This window comes from Marinibaculum pumilum, assembly GCF_042646425.1.
GTDB classification, from domain to species: domain Bacteria; phylum Pseudomonadota; class Alphaproteobacteria; order Ferrovibrionales; family Ferrovibrionaceae; genus Marinibaculum; species Marinibaculum pumilum.
Genome location: NZ_JBHRTR010000028.1, coordinates 113,612 through 132,545, shown reverse-complemented (window position 1 = coordinate 132,545; position 18,934 = coordinate 113,612). Strand labels below are relative to the sequence as shown.

Genomic DNA, 18,934 nt, shown 5'->3' with positions numbered 1-18,934 from the left:
CGAGGTCAGGTGCTGCGCGACACGCGCAGCACCTCCTCGATGGTGGTGATGCCGGCGAGCGCCTTGCGCAGGCCGTCCGCATACATCGTCTGCATGCCGTTGCGCACTGCCTCCAGCTGGATCTCCCGCGCCTCCGCCCGGCGCATCACCAGCGCGCGGATCGCGTCGTCCAGCACCATCAGCTCCAGGACGGTGGTGCGGCCGGCGAAGCCGTTGGTGCATTCGCCGCAGCCCTTCGGCCGGTACAGGTGGGCATGCGGCCCGATGATGCCGGGCTTCAGGTCGATCTGCGCCACCAGTTCCGGCGCCGGCACATAGGCCTCCCGGCAGGACGGGCAGAGCCGGCGCACCAGCCGCTGGCCGAGCACGGCGTTGACGGTGGAGGTCAGCAGATAGTTCTCGATCCCCATGTCCAGCAGGCGGGTCACCGCGCTGGCGGCATCGTTGGTATGCACCGTGGAGAGCACCAGATGCCCGGTCAGGGCGGCCTGCACCGCGATCTGCGCCGTCTCCAGGTCGCGGATCTCGCCGATCATCAGGATGTCGGGATCCTGCCGCAGGAAGCTGCGCAGGGCGCTGGCGAAGGTCAGCCCGATATCGGCCTTGACCTGGACCTGGTTGATGCCCTCCAGCATGTATTCCACCGGGTCCTCGGCGGTGAGGATCTTGGTGTCGGTCCGGTTCAGCTCCGTCAGCGCGGCATAGAGCGTGGTGGTCTTGCCGCTGCCGGTCGGGCCGGTGACCAGGACGATGCCATAGGGCCGGTGCAGCGCCTCCAGGAAGGCGGGCAGCTGGGTGTCGTCGAAGCCCAGCGCGGCGAACTCCAGCTTCAGGTTGTCGCGGTCCAGGATGCGCAGCACGACGCTTTCGCCGTGGATCGCCGGGGTGGTGGAGACGCGGAAGTCGATCTCCTTGCCGCGCACCGCCAGCCGGATCCGGCCGTCCTGAGCCAGGCGGCGCTCGGCAATGTCCAGCTTCGACATGATCTTGATGCGCGAGATGATCGCGCTGCGCAGGCGCGCCGGCGGCGGGTCCATCTCGCGCAGCACGCCGTCGATGCGGTAGCGCACCCGCAGTCCCGCCTCCATCGATTCGATATGGATGTCGGAGGCGTGCATCTCCACCGCGCGGCCGACCAGGGAATTGACCAGGCGGATTACCGGCGCCTCGCTCGCCAGGTCCTTCAGCCGCTCCAGGTCGGAATCGTGAAAGGCGTCGTCGCCCTCGCCCGCCGCGGCATAGAGGTCGTCATTGGCGCCGCGTCCCTCGCCGTACAGCCGTTCGTAGACGGTGTCGATATCGGCGGGCAGGGCGGCGCGGCAGTCGATCCGCTTGCCGGTGGCGAACTGCATCGCCCGCACCGCGGTCTCGTCCAGCGGGTCGGCCATCGCCACGACCAGGCTGTCCTCGGTCTCCGCCAGCGGGATCGCCTTGGACCGCTTCACGAAGGCGGCGCGCAGCCGTTCCGGCAGCACCGCTTCGGTCGGGAAATCCTCGACCCGGACCAGCGGCCTGCCCAGGGCGTCCGCATAAGCCCCGGCCAGGTCGGAGTCGGACACCATGCCGAGCTTGGCGGCGATCCGGTCCAACCGTTCGCCGCTCTCCGCCTCGAGACGGCGCAGCCGGTCGAGCGCCGCCTCGTTCAGCAGGCCGCGGTTCGCGAGCACCGATTCGATGTCGGCGCCACCGTTCAGGCTACGTTTCGGACCGTCCATCCGGCTCCCCGCGCGGCGCCCCGCTGCGTGGCGCAGCACCTAGAGGATGACCCAGGGGGGCTTGCGCGGTCAAAGACAAAGCAGCACCGGTCCCGGCCCGTGACCGGGTCGGGACCGGTGCGGGCCCCTGTTCAGTCATAGGCCCGGCATGTACCGCCGGTAAGGGTCGGGATCTGCGCCTGCTTGTAGAGGCAGGCGCCGGCCTCCGCCGCGTCGGTGACGGGGTCGAAGCCCACGCTCTTCCAGGCCGAGCCGGCCCTGTCGGTCGGGAACGGCTCCGGGCTGGGCCGGTGGTAGCTGCCGTCGGCCTTGAACTCCGACGGCAGGGTGAAGCTGAAGCCGACAGCACCGGCGGCCGGATAGTCGACGTCGATCACCGCCCAGCTCTTGCACACGGCCTCGCAGCTGTACTTCAGCGACTTGCTCTGGCTCAGCAGCGGGCTGTCGCTCTGCAGGCCGCAGCCGCAGGGCTTGTCGACCACCATCTTCTCGACCTGCGCCGGCGTCATGCCTGCGGTGTCCGGGTTGCCGCCCTGACGCTGGCAGAAGGTCACCGGCTTGCAGGTGTCGGCGGAGGTCTTCGGGTTCAGGTTGATGTTCGGCAGCTTGGAGAAGTCGACCGTCACCTCCAGCACGTTGGGCTGGCCGTCGGGGCCGTTCACCATCTTCCGCTCCCAGCCCTGCGGCCAGTCCATCGGGTCGGTGACGAACTCGGTGGTCGGCACGCGGACCCTGATACCCTTCACGTTGGCGTCGACTTCCGCCTGGGTCCAGTTCTTGCCCACATAGATCTGGTAGGTCTGCCGGGTGAAGTTCTCCGGCTGGTCCTTGGCGAACAGCACGAACACGTTATACGTCTGGCCGCCCTTGAACTCGTTGACCGTCCGCGCCGGACCGTCGACCAGCAGGGCGTCGGAATCTCGCTGCTGCTTCGCCGAAAGCGTGGTGTCGATGTAGTACTTGCCGTGATTGGCCGTCAGGGCACTGCGCTGGTGCAGGTTCGCGCCGGCCATCCGGACGAACGGCCGCAGGCATTTCTGGTCCGACGGACTGGCCTTGCACTCCTTCTCCCAGGCCTGCCATTCCCGCTCGACCCCGCCGTTCGTGCCGTCGGTCAGGTATTGCCGGAACAGCCGCACGCCGAAGCAGTTCGGGGTCGCGCAGGGTGCGGACCAGACCTGCTGGTCGCAGAGGCTGCCCTTCAGCGCACAGCTGGGCTGGATCGCCAGGGTGACATGCTCATAGGGGCTGGTCCGCGCCGTCGGGGTGTAGGGCGTCATCTGGCTCTTCGGCTGCGCGCAGGCCGAATTGCCCGGCAGGACGTCGTTCAGGGACAGGCATTCCGGCACCTGCACGGGGGCGGAAAAGAACGGGTCCTGGTTCAGCGAGATCGTCTTGCGGAAGCCGGTCAGGGTGCCGTCGATGTCGTTCAGCACGGTCTGCCGGTCCACGTCGGTGAAATTGTTGAACCACTCGCCGACATAGGGGGCGAAGCCGTTCTGCGCGAACTCCTGGTTCATCTTGTCGATGTCGGTCTTGTAGGTGCCGTAGTGGAACAGCGGCACCGTCAGGTAGTGCCGGATGTCGACATCGTCGAAATAGAGCGCCGCGGAATGGAAGGCCGGCGGATAGTAGAAGCCGTTGGGCTGCTTCCAGCCGATCGCCGCATTGGGCAGATAGCCCTTCTGGGCCGGCTTGCCGGACGCGTCGCGGTCGCGCCGCACGCCGGGCGGTCCCATGAACATGCAGCTCTTCATGTCGGAGCAGTCCGACCGCTCGATGTCCAGATAGGCGTTGGCGAACTGGTAGAACGGGCCGTCATAGATGTTGATCATCCGGTTGGTCGACCAGTTCGACAGCGGGTAGGACACCGATGCCGCCTTGGACAGGCAGGCATTGCCGTGGCTGAAGCCCTCCTTGCGGCCGTCGCAGATCGAGATCCCGTCGGTTCCCACGGGGCCGCCCGGGGCGGCGAAGCCGTTGCCCTTCTGCGTCTGGCCGACGAACACGGAATGCGACAGCACCGCCCAGTAGCCGAGCGGGACCGAAGACCGGGTATAGTCGCCGCCGGAAATCAGGCCGATGCCACCGTTCATCACGTCGCTCATGAACAGCCGGTCGGCCAGGTTCCAGCCGCTGCGCAGCCAGATCGCGCCGAAATTCGTCTCCGCCCAGTTGAACTGGGTGGTGAAGCTGTCGATCACCGTCGGCGCGCAATGATCGGGATCCTCGTTCTCGCACTGCTGCTTCGCCTGCGCCATCTGGACGCAGGTGTCGCCGGGATCGTTCATGTTCGCCGATGGCGTGCAGGCCGTGGGAATGCGGTACCCCGTCATGTGGGGATAGTAGTCGTCCTCCAGGCCCTGGCCGAACGGCTTCGGCTCCGGCGCATAGCTGGCTTCCACCTGCTCGATGCGGGGGACCGCGCCGCCGCCGAAGGTGTCGATGCCTTCGCATTGCGAGAGCGAGGCCACGACGTTGATGGCGTGCATCGCCGAGGCGCAGTGATTGCCGTAGAACTGCTTCAGCGCCGCGGTGCCCGGCATCGCCTGCTGCAGGGCGGCATAGCCCGACCATTTCCAGTCCGACATGTTGGCGTTGTTGCCGGCCGGGACCATCCAGTAGCAGACCCCGCACATATTCGCGCCGGCGGCCATGTTGCCGACGAAGTCGTTCCAGCCGTTGGTGATCCAGAACGCGGTCGGGTACAGCACGTCCGACCGCACCCGGCTCGTGTCGTCACCGCCGCGGGTATAGAATTGCGGGTTGGTATTGGCCTGGCGGTCGGGATGGTCCTTGTCGTTCGGCGCGTTCCGCATCGAGAAGATGCCCGGCACGTTGCGCGGATTGTCGGGGCCCTGGACCCCGCCGCGGGCGAACACACCGAGATTCGCAAAAAGCTTGTTGTCGGTCTCCGTCGCGTCTTCCAGGTAGAAGCCGTGGCCGATCGACTTGAAGCCGATGTTGCGCTGCAGGGTGACACCTTGCGTGGCGTGCAGCACCATCCAGCGGGTCATCGACTCGTTGACCACGGAATCCTTGATCCAGGTGTCGGCCGGCACCCGGCGCGCCATGTGGAAATGCACCGGGTAGTGGCCGATCCGGCCGCCCTGGCCCATCCAGCGGAATTCGACGCCCTCCAGCTGCAACTTCTCGAAGCCCTGGCGGAACACAGTCTGGGCGCCGAACTGGTAGCTGGGGTCGCGGTCGGTGGCGCTTTTCGCATTCGCGCCGGCGGCCGCGCGCTCGGCCGCAGTTTCCCAGAAGAACGGCTCGCCCACCTTGTCGCCGCCGGAGACGATGCGGATGCTGCGGCTCAGCAGGCCGACGGCCGCACGGGTCTCGCCATGCTCCATCAGGCCGATATCCTTGTGCGCCTCCTTGTAGGCGCCGCCGGCCTTTGCCAGCCGGTCCTTCAGCGGAAAGACCCTGCCGTTGTGGCGCCAGCCGGCGGCCGACTTTGCGGTTTCGTCGGCGGTGCCCTTGGCTGCCGCGGTGTCGATCTGGCGGAAGTGGATGGTATCGCCCTCCACCCGGTCGATGACGAATTCCTCGTGGTGGTTGGGCACGAAGTCGGTCGCGGTCACCACGATCCGGTCGCCGGGCTGCCAGCCGGGGGGCACGGCGCTTTCCAGCTTCAGGGAGGTCTGGCCGGCCTCCAGATGGTCGCCCAGACGCATCCAGGCGCTGCCTGTGGCGGTCGGGTCGCCGTCGGCCGCCGCGGCGCCTGTGGCACCTTTCAGCCCGCGCAGCTGCAAGGTGCCGCCATAGGACAGGCCCAGGGTCTTGTTGCCGAAATAGCGGTCGTGGTCGGCATCCTCGAATTTCAGCGGATGGTAGGTGTAGAAATAGTCTTCGTAGCTTTCCGCCTGCGGCGGCAACGGTTCCAGCTTCTGCCCGCTATTGGTGATCACGTCCTGCGGGATGCCGCAGCGTTCCTGCTTGCAGGGCACGCCGGCCGTCGGCTTCTGCCAGGGATCGCCCTGGCTGCCGTCGGCGCCGTACAGGATCAGGTTCAGCGTGTTGCCATTGCTGCCATAGGGCTTCTGGTCGACGGTCTGGCCGCCGATCGGCGCGGCCACGCCGGCAAGCACCGCGCCGCCATTCTCGACGATGATCGATTCCGCCCAGAAGTTGGTCCGGTTCGGCTTGCCCGGATCCTGCTGCGGCGGCTCCACGAAGATCAGGCTGCCGCCGGCGACCACGTTGACGTCGCCGAAATGGTAGTCGCCGATCTTGGAGACGGTGCAGCTGCCGCTGACCAGAAGGTCGGGCTGGCTGCTCTCGCTCTCGCCGATGCTGATGGCCTGGGACTGCTGCGGCAGTTCGCCGTTGCAGGTCACGATGTCCGGCGGGACCTTTTTCGCGAATGCCGGCCCGGCGGCCAGAACGGCAAGCGCGCCCGCCAGAAGGCCGGCCGCGCGAAATGATCCAGGAATGCTGCCCATGATAATCCCCGCTCTGTATTTGCCGCCGCCCGCCACGAACCCTAGCTGAGCAAGCGAAGCGGCGCCAGTTGATCCAATGTAAGGAACAACCTTTCATGGAATTGCAGCGGAATACCGAAGCGAATTGGGCAATTCCGTGACTGGCCGCCGGCGATAAGCGGCAGTACCGCCGCCAGGACGGCCGACCGGCGGCCTCCCTCGCCCGCTATACTGTCGGCGGCACGGCGGACGAGGCCGTCAATCCGTCGGCGCGCAGCTGCTGCTGCCCAGGGTCGGCGTGTTGGCGGCACTGTAGTAGCAGGCGCCGGCATCGCTCTGCGACGCGGCCTGGAACGCCGTCGTCGCCCAGGGGCCGGTCGACGGATAGGGCTGCGGCTGCGGCCGGCGCTGCTGGTCGCTGGCGGTGAAGCCGGACGGCAGGGTGAAGCTGAAGCCGACACAGCCGCCGGTCGGGCAGTCGAGCACCTTCACCGCCCAGTCGTTGCAGACGGTCTCGCAGGTCGCGAGCATGCTGGGCGACTGGCCGACGAAGGGGCTCTTGGCATCCAGCGCACAGCCGCAGGTACTGCCATTCCAGGCACAGAAGCTGCTGGGCTGGCAGGAGCCCCAGGTGCTGGCGGACTGGCTGCCGGTCGGCGCCTGACCGGGATCGAGCACGATGTCCTGGCCGCCGACCTGCGGCAGTTGCGAGAAGTCGACCGTGATTTCCAGCACGTCGGGGTTGGCGCTGCCCGGGCCCTTGATCAGCTGGGCGTTCCAGCCGGCCGGGATCGCCTGGGTCGCCGAGGCGTTCGGCTGGAACGGCACCTGGTCGATGGAGATCATCACGAACTTCAGGTCGTTCGTCAGGTCGAACCCTTCCCCGACATAGAGCTGGTAGGTCTGCTTGGTGTCTTCCTTGGCGAAGAGGAAATAGGCGTAATAGGTCTTGCCCGCCTCGAACACGCTGAGATTGCTGAAGCCTTCGCCGGACTGGCTCGACGAGCTGCGGGAGGTATCGATGTAGTAGGTGCCGTTGTTGGCGGTCAGCACGCTGCGCTGGCCGATGGCCGCGCCGGCCATGCGGATGAACGGCCAGTCGCAATCGGTCGCGGGGGTCGTGGCGTCGCAATTGCCCTGCTTCCACTTCTGGTATTCCCGCGACGTGGAATCGCCGGTCAGCAGCTGACGGTAGAGCCGCACGCCGGAGCAGTTCTGGTTGGTGCAATCCGTCGCCCAGTTGGCATCCGTCGCCTGCGGCGCGATTGCCAGGGTCAGGTGGTCGTACGGGCTGGTCCGGGCCGCGGGAACGTATTCGTACTTCTTTGGGGTGCAGGCATTGGCCGGCAGGATCTCCTTCTCCGAGAGACATTCCGCGACCTGCACCGGCGCGGTGAAATAGGGGTCCTCGTTGACCGAGATCGTGCCCTCGAAGCCGGTCAGGGTGCCGTCGATGTCGTTCAGCACCGTCTGCCGGTCCACATCGGTGAAGCCCGCGAAGATGGCGCCGCTGGTCTGGTTGATCAGCTGCGCGGTCACATCCGCGGCATTGCCGTTGTAGGTCCCCGTGTCGAACAGCGGCAGGGTCAGGAAGTGCCGGATGTCGACATTGTCGAAGAACAGGTTCCGCGAGTGGAAGGCCGGCGGATAGTAGAAGCCGTTCGGCTGCTTCCAGCCGATCGCGGCGTTGGGCAGATAGCCTTTCTGCTCACCGATCGTGGTGCCCGGCGTCCGCCGCGGGCCCGGCACCGTGTAGTTCATGCAATTGTCCAGGCTGGTGCAGTCCGACGTCGTGATGTCCAGGAACGCGTTGGCGTCCTGGTAGAACGGACCGTCATAGACATTGAGCATGCGGTTGGTGGACCAGTTCGACAGCTGGAACGACAGCGCGTCGTCCTTAGCCGTACAGGCCGGCCCGGTGAAGGTGCAGATGTTCTTGCCGCTGGCATCCTTCGGGCCGGACTCCTTGGCATAGCTGTTGTCCGGCTGGGTCTGGCCGACCATCACCGAATGGGCGATCAGCGACCAGTAGCCCAGCGGCGCCGAGGAGCGCGAATAGTCGCCGGAGGAAATCAGGCCGACCCCGCCGTTCTGCACGTCGCTCATGAACAGCCGGTCAACCATGTTCCAGCCGCCACGCAGCCAGATCGCGCCGAGATTCGTTTCCGCCCAGTTGAACGACGAGGTGTAGGTATCCAGGTAGGTCACCGCACAGGTATCGGGCGTCAGGTGGTTGCAGGGCTGGGTGTTGGAACAGTCGGCGGTGCCGGTCGCGCTGTCGTACGGGCAGACGGTGGTGGTGCGCAGCTCCGCCAGGTTCGGATAGTAGCTGGTGTCCGGCGCGGCGGGCGCGTCGGGGTTGGCGATCGCGTTGACATAGTTGGCATTGCCGCCCGACGAGCCTTGTACGCCGAAGCACGGCGAGCCGTCGCCGATCGCCATGAACGAGTGCATCGCCGTCGAGCAGTAGTTCTTGTAGAACTGCTTCAGCGGCGAGCCGCCGGCGATGGTGACATCCATCTGCGCATAGCCGGACCAGGACATGTTGGTCGGCGGCAGCTGGTTGGGGGAGGCCGGCAGCAGCCAGTAGCAGGCGCCGCACATGCCGGCGCCTGCGGCCATGTTGCCGACGAAGTCGTTCCAGCCGTTGGTGATCCAGAACGCCGTCGGGTAGACGGCGTCCGAGGCGAACTGCAGGCCCTGGTTGCCGCCACTGTTGTAGCTCGCCGACCAGTTGCCGGCAGCCGGTGCCAGGATCCCCGGGACCTTGCGCGGATTGTCCTTGTTGTCGACAGCGGCGCGGGCGAACAGGCCCAGATTGGCATACAGCTTGTTGTCGGTCTCGGTGGCGTCTTCCAGGTAGAAGCCATGGCCGATCGACTTGAAGCCGACATTGCGCTGCAGGGTGACGCCCTGTGTGCGGTGGATCACCATCCAGCGGGTCATCGATTCGTTGACCGCGGAATCCTTGACATGGGTCCCGGCCGGGACCTTGCGCGCCATGTGGAAATGCACCGGATAGTGGCCGATGCGGCCGCCCTGGCCGAGCCAGCGGAACTCCACCCCCTGCAGCTGCACGGACTGGATACCCTGCCGGAACATCACATGGCCGCCATAGGCGTAGCTGGAGTTCTTGTCGGTGGCGGTCTTCGTGCCCGCCGGATAGGTGGCCTGCTGGCCGGGCTCCCAATCGAACAGCTCGCCCGCGGTGTCGCCGCCGGAGACGATGCGGATCGAGCGGCTGAGCAGGCCGACTGCGGCACGGGTCTCGCCTGCGGTCAGCAGCGGCGAGCCGGCATTGGCAGTGGTGAAGCCCGAAGGCGCATCGGCCAGGGCGGTGGCGGTGTCGAAGGCGGTGCCGCTGTGCTGGTAGAGTGCGCCGCCGCCGGAGGCGGCAGGATCGAGATTGTCGAACCCGATCGTGGTGCCGCTGACCGAGTTCACCAGGAAGGCCTCGGTATGATTGGCCAGGTAGTCGGTAGTCGACACGGCGATCTGGTCGCCCGGCGCCCAGTCGCCGGTCACCGCCTCGGCCACCGTCAGGCTTGTGGCGCCGGGCGCCAGGTCGGCGGCGAGCCGGGTCCAGCTGGTGCCGGTCGCGGTCGGATCGGCATCGGCGGCTGCGGCGCCGGTGGTGCCCTTGTAGCCATGCAGGGCCAGGCTGCCGCCATAGGAAACGGCCAGCACCTTGTTGCCGAAATAGCCCTTGTCGCTGGGCGATGCCGCGCCGCCGGTATGCATCGACATGTCGTGATAGGCGTAGAAATAGTCCGTCACGCCGCCCGGCAGGCTCTGTGGCGTCGACGAATTCCAGATCGCCGTCGGCACGCCGCAAGGGCCGGTATTGGCGTCCTGCGGGGTGGCGCAGGTCGCGGCCGCGTCCGTCTTCGCGCCGTAGAGGATAATGTCCAGGATATTGCCGTTGCTGCCGTAGGGCGAGACGCCGCTGCCGACGCCCGCCGCCAACGAGCCGCCATTCTCGACGACGATGGAGGCGGCCCAGAGGCTGGTCCGGTTCGGCTTGCCGGGGTCCTGCTCCGCCGGCTCCACGAAGGTCAGGCTGCCGCCGGAGACGATGTTGATATTGCCGTAGAAGTAGTCGCCGATCTCGGAGATCGTACAGGCGCCGCTGACCAGCACGTCCGGCTGGGGCGACGTGCCGCCGCCGATGGCGATTGTCAGGTCCTGCTTCGGCAGTTCGCCAGTGCAGGTGACCGTGTCCGCCTGCGCCGGCGTCACGGCGGCGAGCCCTGTCAGGGCCAGGCCGCTGAACACCAGCACCCTTGCGACCCGGCGGCAGGAGGCACCCTTGGTACCGAGAACGCGTGGATGCATCGCAACCTCCAAGTCATTTGCCAACCGTGCTGCCGATTCTCAGCTGCGGAGGCAGCGACAAAGGGCTGTGCCGGAAGCGAATCCTACGTCATCCGCCAACACAGCCAAAGCCCTGAACCTGGGGATCAGCGGACGCGCCGTGCTGCGGCCGGCCGTCCTTGGCCCGGAATCCCGGCGACATCCTGACCGGCAGGTGTCCGTTCATGCCGCACGGCACATCGGATGCGGGTGCCGCGGCGGGGATGGACGCAAGGTAATCCTGCGGCCGGCCCCAAAGCGGCACGCGCTCGTGCTATTCCTTTGACGCTCGCGAGGAACGGACAGGAGGAAGCCATGCCCAACCGCCGCAACCCACGACAGCCGGCCAGGCGCCGGCTGTCGCTGGCTGGCGCCGCCGGCGCCGCACTGTTGCTGGCAGCGCCGGCCCTGGGACAGGACAGCGGACCACCGGATGCGTTCCTCGCCCCGCCGCCCGAGGCGGTCGACCTGCCGCCCGATGGCGGCCTGCGCTATGGCGCGGAGGGCGAGGATGTCGCCTTCGGCCTGCGGGTCGGGACGGATGGCGGCATCGCCATCGGGGGCTTCCTGTCGACCGGCCCGGACACCTCGCCGGCCTGGTGGATGCGCTTCGACGGCGGCGGCCTGCCGGAACGGTCCAGCCTGCTGCCCTCCGGCAATGCAGGCGCGATCTACTGGCTTTCGCCCCTGGCGAACGGCGACACCCTGGCGCTGGGCGATGCGGAGATCGACGGCGGCTACCATGCCGCCGTCTGGCGACTTTCGCCCGATGGCGGGATCCTCTGGTCCGCCGACGCGGTCGAGGTGCCCGGCCAGTCCTCCGCGGTTGCCGCGGCCGAATTGCCCGGCGGCGATCTCGTCGTGGGCCTGAGCGGCAGCGATCCGGACGATGCGCCGTTCGCCATCGCCGTACGCGCCAGCGCGGGCGGCGACGAACTGTGGCGCCGCCCGATCCCGGAGCTGGACGATGTGGCAGGCATGATACTGCGCGCGGATGGCAGCCTGCTGGTCGCCGGCAACAGGGCGACGGACAGCGGCAACGAGATCCGCCTGGTGGCGCTGGCACAGGACGGCAGCAGCGAGCCGGAGACCGCCCTGCCCACCGACGGCCGGATGAGCCTGATCCGTGCCGCCGCCATGCCCGGTGGCGGCACCGTCATGGCCCTGTCGCTGAGCAATGCCGACGATGCCCCCGCTGCCGTCATGTTGGCGACGCCGGACGGTGGGATCCGCTGGATCCGCTCGATCGCGACCGGGCCGGGGACGCTGGAGGATGCGCGGCCGGTCCGGCTGGCCGACGGCAGCACGGCCATCGCGACAGTCGGCAGCGTGACCGGGCCGGACGGCGACCTGGATGCCTTTGCCGGCCTGCTGGGCCTGGACGGCGACTGGCTCTGGGCACGGCGGTTCCGCGGCCCACGGGACACCCACTTCTATGCGGTGGGGCAGCGACCGGACGGCGGCCTTGTCGCCGCCGGCGAGTTCTTCGTGCCGCCGCCCCGGGCGGCCAGCGCCGGCACCGCCTCCGGCTGGGAGGAGGAGGTGGACAACTGGGATGCCTGGATCGTCGCCCTCTCCGTGGATGGCGCGCTGGTGCCGATGGCCGGGCCGATCGACGATCCGGCGATGGCGGCGCTGGCGGAAGAGCTTCGGATCGCGGTGGGGCAGGGTGTCCCGGGCACGCCGGACCTGGCCGATACCTCCACCCCCTATGTCGGGCCGCTCGGCCCGCCGGCCTTCCGCCGCGACGGCGACCATCTGGTGATGGCGACCGCGCCGTTCCTGGCCGGACCGATCCTGCTGAACACCAGTCGTAGCCGGCTGCTGCCGGAGGCCGGCAGCGATGCGGTGCAGGCTGTTTCCACCTGGGCGAACCCCATCCTGCAGGTTGCGGACGAGGAGGGCATAGCGACCGCCACGGCCGGGACGCAACGGATCGACTGGAGCTATCGGCCGGGACTGCTGCTGGTGGACCGGCACAGCATGTCGCTTGGCGGCATCGAGGTCGCAACGCCGGACGGCCTGCGGCTCGTCCTCGACACGCTGGCCGGGGAGTCCCGGGCGGGAATCATGCCCGACGGCCGTTTCGACAGCATCAGCAGCTACCGGCTGGGGAAGCTGTCCGGCAAACAGGCAGATTCCGTACCGTCGGAACCGCCCTTCCGCCTGGCCGTGGACGGCGCGACCTTGCAGACCGAGCTGCGCGGGGTGGACCTGGCCGCCTATGGCGAGGCCCTGCGGTCTGAGGATCCGAAGGCCCGCGCCCAGGTTCTCGACACCGCCCTGCGGATCGGCGGCAGTTTCGGGGTCGACGGCATCAGTGCCGAGGGACCGGATGAGGAGGGGGAAGAAGCCGGCCTCCTGCGCATCGCCCTGGACCGCTTCGGCATCGACGTGATGATGGAGCGGCCGGCGCCGGCCGCACCGGTGGACCTGGGCATCGACTATGCCCTTGCCGGCCTGCGGGTCGACCGCGACGGGACCCCGGCCGCCGCCCTGGGCGAGGGGCGCCTGCGGCTGTCGGGCAGCGGCTGGAACCTGGCCGGCCTGCAGGCGGCGGTGGATGCCTATGACGCGGCCGATGCCGATGAGGCGCCGGCCGCGGCCCGCGGCGTCCTGACGGCGCTGGACGGGCTGGGCCTGGAGCTGTCGGGCCGGGAGATCATGTTCGATGCAGGCGGAGGCGCGGGTGAGAGCCGGGTCGGTCGGATCGAGCTGGCGCTGTCCGCCGTCGGCGTTGCCGCCAACGGTGCCGAGCTCGAACTGCGCCTGGATGGGGACGAGCTGCATCCCGGTGCGCAGCCCGGCATGCCGGTGGAGGCGGAACTGGTGCCGCAGACCTTGGCGGTGACCCTGAAGCTCGGACCGCTGCCGGTGCAGGACATGGCGACTGCCCTGCTGGCCGATCAGGGCGAGATGCTGCCGATGCTGCTGGCGCAGGCGCAGCCGAACCTGCAGATCCCGCGCCTGCTGCTGCGGTCGGCGGGCGGCTCGCTGCACGGCGATGGCGGCTTCGCCGTCGACCCCCAGTCCGCGACCATGCTGGCCGGGCAGGTCTCCCTGCTCGTGACCCGCTTCGAGCGGCTGAGCGACCTGATCGTGAAGAGCATTCCGGAGAAGGGCGAGCGCGCGATGGCCGCCGGCATGACCGCCTACCTGGCCGAGCTGGGCCTGCCTGCGACCGATCCGGAGGGCCGGCCGGCGCTGCGCTTCGTGGTGCAGACCCGGCCAGACGGCCAGGTCACCGTGAACGGCGAACCCTTCCCGCCCGGCAATGGCGGTGCCTCGGGAGGCATGGGCGGCGGCGGGGACCGGAACTGACCCGTCCCCGGCCGCCCGGCCCTCAGCCGGCGATGCGCACCATCACCTTGCCGCGGTTCTGACCGGCCAGCAGGTCGATCAGTGCCTGCGGCGCATGTTCCAGCCCGTCCCGCAGGTCCGCTTCCGCCGTCAGCCTGCCGGCAGCGGCGAGCCCGGCGAGCGCCTTCTCCGCCTCCGCATAGCGGGCCTCGTAGTCGGTGACGATGAAGCCCTCCAGCCGCAGGCGCTTGACCACCAGCAGGCCGGGGATGCCGCGCGGGCCGGGCGGCGGCGTGCCGGTGTCGTAGGTGGAGACGGAGCCGCAGCAGACGACCCGGCCGCCGCTGCGCATCAGGAACAGCACCTTCTCCAGGATCTCGCCGCCGACATTGTCGAAATAGATGTCGATGCCGCGCGGACAGGCCGCCTTCAGCGCCTTCGCCATGTCAGGGTCGCGGTGGTTCACCGCGGCGTCGAAGCCGAGGCTGCCGGTCAGCCAGTCGCATTTTTCCTGCGACCCGACGATGCCCACCACCCGGGCGCCGGCGACCTTCGCCAGCTGCCCGACGATGGAACCGACGGCACCGGCGCCGGCGGAGACAACGACGGTCTCTCCCGGCCGCGGGCGGCCGATCTCGAACAGGCCGAACCATGCCGTCTTGCCGGTGATGCCCAGCAGGTTCAGCTGGTCGCCGGCCGCCTGCTCGGCGGGCAGTTTGCGCAGCTCCCGGCCCGGGACGGCAGCCAGGTCCTGCCATCCCAGCAGGCCCTCCACCCGGTCGCCCGGCTGCAGGGACTGGTCGTTGCTGGCGACGACCGTGCCGATGCCGAAGCCGCGCATCACGCCTTCCAGCTCGACCGGCGGCAGGTAGGTCGGGACCGGGCTCATCCAGGCCCGGTTGGCGGCGTCGATCGACAGCAGCTCGTGGCGCACCAGCACCTCGCCGGGGCCCGCCTGCGGCACCGCCGCCTCCGCCCAGGCGAAATCGTCCGGGCTGAGTTCCCCCTTCGGCCGGCGCATCAGGCGCCATTGCCGGTTCGTCTGAAGATCGGTCATTGCGGTCCTCCCCTGCCGATTCCTGCCCGCCATCGTCTTCGGTCCCGGCGGCCTCTCCCGATCGGCGGCTGGCGGGGAAAGCGTTGGACAGCCAGGAAGGCGTGACCATATAACCCGCGCATGCCGAGGCAAGAGCCCGCGGCATTGTCACAGCGGATCGGACTGGTGGGCGGCAGGATGCCGGCGTTCGTCAAGATGCATGGCCTGGGCAACGACTTCGTCGTGCTGGACGCGCGCGAAGGCGCGCTGCCGCTTGACGAGGCGACGGCCCGCCGCATCACCGACCGCAAGACCGGCATCGGCTGCGACCAGCTGATCGTCATAGAGCCGTCGGACCGTGCCGATGTCTTCATGCGGATCCGCAACGCCGATGGCGGCGAGGTGGAGGCCTGCGGCAATGCCGCCCGCTGCATCGCCGCCCTGGTGATGGCGGAGAAGGGCACCGGCAGCGCCAAGGTGGATTCCCTCGGCGGCCTGCTGCAGGCCGAGGCGGTGGCCGGCGGCGGCGTGCGTATCGATATGGGCGTGCCCCGCCTGGACTGGCAGCAGATCCCGCTTCACTGCGCGATGGACAGCCTGCATCTGGACTTCGCCCCGGCACCCGGCCTGGCCGATCCGGTGGCGGTGAATGTCGGCAATCCGCACGTGATTTTCTTCGTCGACGATGCCGCCGCGGTCGACCTGGAGCGCTGCGGCCCGGCGATCGAGCATGACCCGCTGTTTCCCGCCCGGGTGAACGTCAACATCGCCCAGGTGCTGGACCGCGACCGCATCCGCCTGCGGGTCTGGGAGCGCGGCGTCGGCATCACCCGCGCCTGCGGCACCGGCGCCTGCGCCACCGCCGTCGCGGCGATGCGCCGCGGCCTGACCGGGCGCGCGGTCGAGGTGCGGCTGGACGGCGGCGCGCTGCAGATCGCCTGGCCGGAGGCGGGTCCGCAGCAGGGCCATGTCCTGATGACCGGGCCCGCCACCGAGAGCTTCCGGGGTACTTTTGCCGATGACCTGCTGGCCGGCGACGGGATATCGCCGCAAGACCGGGCCGGGGGCAGCCGCGCGGCATGAGCGAGAGCGACCGGACCGCCGACAGGCAGGCGCGCGATGCAGGCGGGCCGGAGGTGGTGACCTTCGGCTGCCGGCTCAACGCGCTGGAATCCGACCTGATCCGGGAGCGGGCCGGCGATGCCGGCCTGGCCGACCTTGTGGTGGTGAACACCTGCGCCGTAACGGCGGAAGCGGAACGGCAGGCCCGGCAGGCAATCCGCAGGCTGCGGCGGGAGCGTCCCGGCGCCCGCATCGTCGTGACCGGCTGTGCCGCGCAGATCGCGCCGGAGGCCTATGCCGGCCTGCCCGAGGTCGACCATGTCCTGGGCAATACCGAGAAGCTGGAAGCCGCCGCCTGGGCCCGCCTGGCCGGCGCGGAAGGCGCACCCCGGATCGCCGTCGGCGATATCATGGCGGTGCGGGAGACGGCGGCGCACCTGGTGGACGGCGCGCAGTCGCGCAGCCGGGCCTTCCTGCAGATCCAGCAGGGCTGCGACCATCGCTGCACCTTCTGCGTGATCCCCTTCGGCCGCGGCAACAACCGCTCGGTGCCGCTGGGCGACCTGGTCGCCGCCGCCCGGCAGCTGGTCGGCCAGGGCTATGGCGAGATCGTGCTGACCGGGGTGGACATCACCGGCTATGGCGCCGACCTGCCCGGCAAGCCGCGGCTGGGCCAGGCGGTGCGCCGGCTGCTGAACCTGGTGCCGGAGCTGCGCCGGCTGCGGTTGTCCTCCGTCGACCCGGCGGAGATCGACCCCGACCTGTGGCAACTGATCGCGGAAGAGCCGCGCCTGATGCCGCACCTGCATCTGAGCCTGCAGGCCGGCGACGACATGATCCTGAAGCGGATGAAGCGCCGCCACAGCCGCGCGCAGGCCGTCGATGCCTGCCGCCGCGCCCGCGCCCTGCGGCCCGACATCGTGTTCGGCGCCGACCTGATCGCGGGCTTCCCGACAGAGAGCGAGGCGATGTTCGCCAATACCCTGGGCCTGGTCGAGGATTGCGGCCTGACCTTCCTGCACGTCTTTCCCTACAGCGCCCGCGCCGGCACGCCGGCCGCGCGGATGCCGCAGCTGCCGAAAGCGGTGCGCAGGGACCGCGCCGCCCGGCTGCGCGCCGCCGGCGCCGCCGCCCAGGCGCGCTGGCTGGCCGGCCGCATCGGCAGTGCCACCGAGGTGCTGGTCGAGGAACCGAACCGCGGCCGCGACCGCTGGTTCGCCGCGGTGGCGCTGGACAGCGAAGCGGCGCCGGGCGCCTTCCTTCAGGCCCGGATCACCGGCGCCGACGGCCAGGGCCTGCAGGGCCGGGTGGCCGCATGATCCGCAACATCTTCAGGCGCCGGAAGGAAGAAGACCCCAAGGCGGAGGAACCTGCAGAGGAGGACGGCCCGGAAGCGCCGGCAGCGGAAGCCCCGGCACCGGACATCCGGCAGGCGCCGGCGCCACAGGACGCCGAAGCCCCGCCAGTCGACACCCGGGCAGCTGAGCCGCCTGCGCCCGTCGAGGCGCCTGCGCCGGAGAAGAAGGGCTGGTTCAGCCGCCTGAAGGCCGGCCTGTCCCGTTCGGCCGGGCAGCTCGGCGGCAATATCACCGCCGTCTTCAAGAAGCGGCGCCTGGACGACGAGGCGCTGGAGGAGCTGGAGGAGCTGCTGATCCAGGCGGATCTGGGGGTCGCGGTCGCCGGCCGGGTCACCCAGCGCCTGGCGAAGGAGAAGTTCGACAAGGATGTCACCGACGCGGAGATCCGCGCCGCCCTGGCGGAGGAGGTGACGGAGATCCTGAGCCCGCTGGCGCGCCCGCTGGAGATCGGCGATGCGCGGCCGCACGTGGTCCTGGTGGTCGGCGTGAACGGCACCGGCAAGACCACCACTATCGGCAAGCTGGCGGAGAAGTTCCGCCATGCCGACAACAAGGTTGTGCTGGCGGCCGGCGACACCTTCCGCGCCGCCGCGATCGAGCAGCTGCAGATCTGGGGCGAACGCACCGGCGCGGCGGTGGTGTCCTCCAAGGTCGGCGCCGATGCCGCCGGCCTGGCCTTCGACGCGCTGCAGAAGGCGAAGGCCGAGGGTGCGGACGTGCTGCTGATCGACACGGCCGGGCGGCTGCAGAACAAGGCCGACCTGATGGCGGAGCTGCAGAAGATCAACCGGGTGCTGAAGAAGCTGGTGCCGGAGGCCCCCCATACGGTGCTGCTGACCCTGGACGCCACCACCGGCCAGAACGCCCTGCGCCAGGTCGAGGTGTTCCGCGAGATGGCCGATGTCTCCGGCCTGGTGATGACGAAGCTGGACGGCACCGCGCGCGGCGGCGTGCTGGTGGCGGTGGCGGAGAAATTCGGCCTGCCGGTGCATTTCATCGGCGTGGGCGAGGGCGCGGACGACCTGCAGCCCTTCGCGGCGGAGGATTTCGCCCGCGCCCTGGTCGGCACGGAGGAAGCGTGACGGAACCCGGCCCCGATACCGGCCCGCAACGGCCGCAGAAGAAGCAGCTGCCGCCACTGCTGAAGCTGGCGCTGGAGATCGGCCCGCTGGCGGTGTTCTTCTTCGCCAATGCCCAGGGCGGCATCTTCGTCGCCACCGCCGCCTTCATGGTGGCGATGAGCATCTCGATCGCCGTGACCTTCGCCCTGGTACGCCATGTCCCGACCCTGCCGCTGGCCACCGGCGTCTTCGTGCTGGTGTTCGGCGGCCTGACCCTCTGGCTCAACGACGATACCTTCATCAAGCTGAAGCCGACCATCGTGAACGCCCTGTTCGCGGCGATCCTGGCCGGCGGCATGCTGGCCGGCCGGCCGCTGCTGCGGTCGCTGCTGGACAGCATGATGCAGCTGGACACTGCCGGATGGCGGATCCTGACCTGGCGCTGGGCGGCCTTCTTCCTGTTCCTGGCCGTCGCCAACGAGGTCGTCTGGCGCAACTTCGACACCGATACCTGGGTCGATTTCAAGGTCTTCGGGATCATGCCGCTGACGATCATCTTCTCGCTGGCCCAGGTGCCGCTGATCCAGCGACACAGCACGGCGCCGGCGGAGGGGTGAGCCGC

Annotated in this window: 9 protein-coding genes; 5 read left to right on the top strand and 4 right to left on the bottom strand. The window is 69.1% G+C overall.

The window, feature by feature from the left end; translation table 11 throughout:
* Positions 1-5: 5 nt before the first annotated feature.
* From gspE to ACFOGJ_RS13310, 3 genes are all read right to left on the bottom strand, one after another.
* The gene (gene gspE, locus ACFOGJ_RS13320) at positions 6-1,715 is read right to left on the bottom strand and encodes a type II secretion system ATPase GspE (RefSeq protein ID WP_379901129.1); all 1,710 of its coding nucleotides are present in this window, start codon (positions 1,713-1,715) and stop codon (positions 6-8) included.
* Between the two features lie 131 nt (positions 1,716-1,846).
* On the bottom strand, positions 1,847-6,058 hold the full coding sequence (locus ACFOGJ_RS13315) for a hypothetical protein (RefSeq protein ID WP_379901127.1): 4,212 nt from the start codon (positions 6,056-6,058) through the stop codon (positions 1,847-1,849).
* Positions 6,059-6,400: 342 nt separating this feature from the next.
* Positions 6,401-10,477 (bottom strand): hypothetical protein, encoded by a 4,077-nt coding sequence (locus ACFOGJ_RS13310; RefSeq protein WP_379901125.1) that lies wholly within the window; start codon positions 10,475-10,477, stop codon positions 6,401-6,403.
* A 333-nt stretch (positions 10,478-10,810) separates the two neighbouring features.
* Here ACFOGJ_RS13310 and ACFOGJ_RS13305 point away from each other — a divergent pair, with 333 nt between their 5' ends.
* Complete coding sequence (locus tag ACFOGJ_RS13305; protein ID WP_379901123.1) at positions 10,811-13,816, top strand: hypothetical protein; 3,006 nt, start codon at positions 10,811-10,813, stop codon at positions 13,814-13,816.
* A gap of 22 nt (positions 13,817-13,838) precedes the next feature.
* On the opposite strand, the gene ACFOGJ_RS13300 is transcribed toward ACFOGJ_RS13305, so the two are convergent.
* The gene (locus ACFOGJ_RS13300; RefSeq protein WP_379901121.1) at positions 13,839-14,852 is read right to left on the bottom strand and encodes an NADP-dependent oxidoreductase; all 1,014 of its coding nucleotides are present in this window, start codon (positions 14,850-14,852) and stop codon (positions 13,839-13,841) included.
* 177 nt (positions 14,853-15,029) lie between these two features.
* Between ACFOGJ_RS13300 and dapF the strand changes: the two genes are divergently transcribed.
* Genes dapF through ACFOGJ_RS13280 form a run of 4 tightly spaced genes read left to right on the top strand, consistent with a single transcriptional unit; the run spans position 15,030 to position 18,929 of the window.
* Positions 15,030-15,914, top strand: coding sequence for a diaminopimelate epimerase (gene dapF, locus ACFOGJ_RS13295; protein WP_379901119.1), 885 nt, complete (start codon positions 15,030-15,032; stop codon positions 15,912-15,914).
* Positions 15,911-17,212 carry a tRNA (N(6)-L-threonylcarbamoyladenosine(37)-C(2))-methylthiotransferase MtaB gene (gene mtaB, locus ACFOGJ_RS13290; RefSeq protein ID WP_379901117.1) on the top strand — a complete coding sequence of 434 codons (1,302 nt, stop codon included), beginning with the start codon at positions 15,911-15,913 and terminating at the stop codon, positions 17,210-17,212. The genes dapF and mtaB overlap by 4 nt, the downstream gene beginning before the upstream one ends.
* Positions 17,209-18,333, top strand: a complete 1,125-nt coding sequence (ftsY, locus tag ACFOGJ_RS13285) for a signal recognition particle-docking protein FtsY (RefSeq protein ID WP_379901115.1) — start codon at positions 17,209-17,211, stop codon at positions 18,331-18,333. Before mtaB ends, ftsY begins: the two co-directional genes overlap by 4 nt.
* Positions 18,330-18,929, top strand: coding sequence for a septation protein A (locus ACFOGJ_RS13280; RefSeq protein ID WP_379901113.1), 600 nt, complete (start codon positions 18,330-18,332; stop codon positions 18,927-18,929). The genes ftsY and ACFOGJ_RS13280 overlap by 4 nt, the downstream gene beginning before the upstream one ends.
* Positions 18,930-18,934 lie beyond the last annotated feature (5 nt).

Bases quoted from the DNA above. Each gene is read 5' to 3' on its own strand.
- dapF (WP_379901119.1), top strand. From the start codon at position 15,030: ATGCCGGCGTTCGTCAAGATGCATGGCCTGGGCAACGACTTCGTCGTG.
- ACFOGJ_RS13310 (WP_379901125.1), bottom strand. From the start codon at position 10,477: ATGCATCCACGCGTTCTCGGTACCAAGGGTGCCTCCTGCCGCCGGGTC.
- ftsY (WP_379901115.1), top strand. From the start codon at position 17,209: ATGATCCGCAACATCTTCAGGCGCCGGAAGGAAGAAGACCCCAAGGCG.
- ACFOGJ_RS13300 (WP_379901121.1), bottom strand. From the start codon at position 14,852: ATGACCGATCTTCAGACGAACCGGCAATGGCGCCTGATGCGCCGGCCG.
- mtaB (WP_379901117.1), top strand. From the start codon at position 15,911: ATGAGCGAGAGCGACCGGACCGCCGACAGGCAGGCGCGCGATGCAGGC.
- ACFOGJ_RS13305 (WP_379901123.1), top strand. From the start codon at position 10,811: ATGCCCAACCGCCGCAACCCACGACAGCCGGCCAGGCGCCGGCTGTCG.
- gspE (WP_379901129.1), bottom strand. From the start codon at position 1,715: ATGGACGGTCCGAAACGTAGCCTGAACGGTGGCGCCGACATCGAATCG.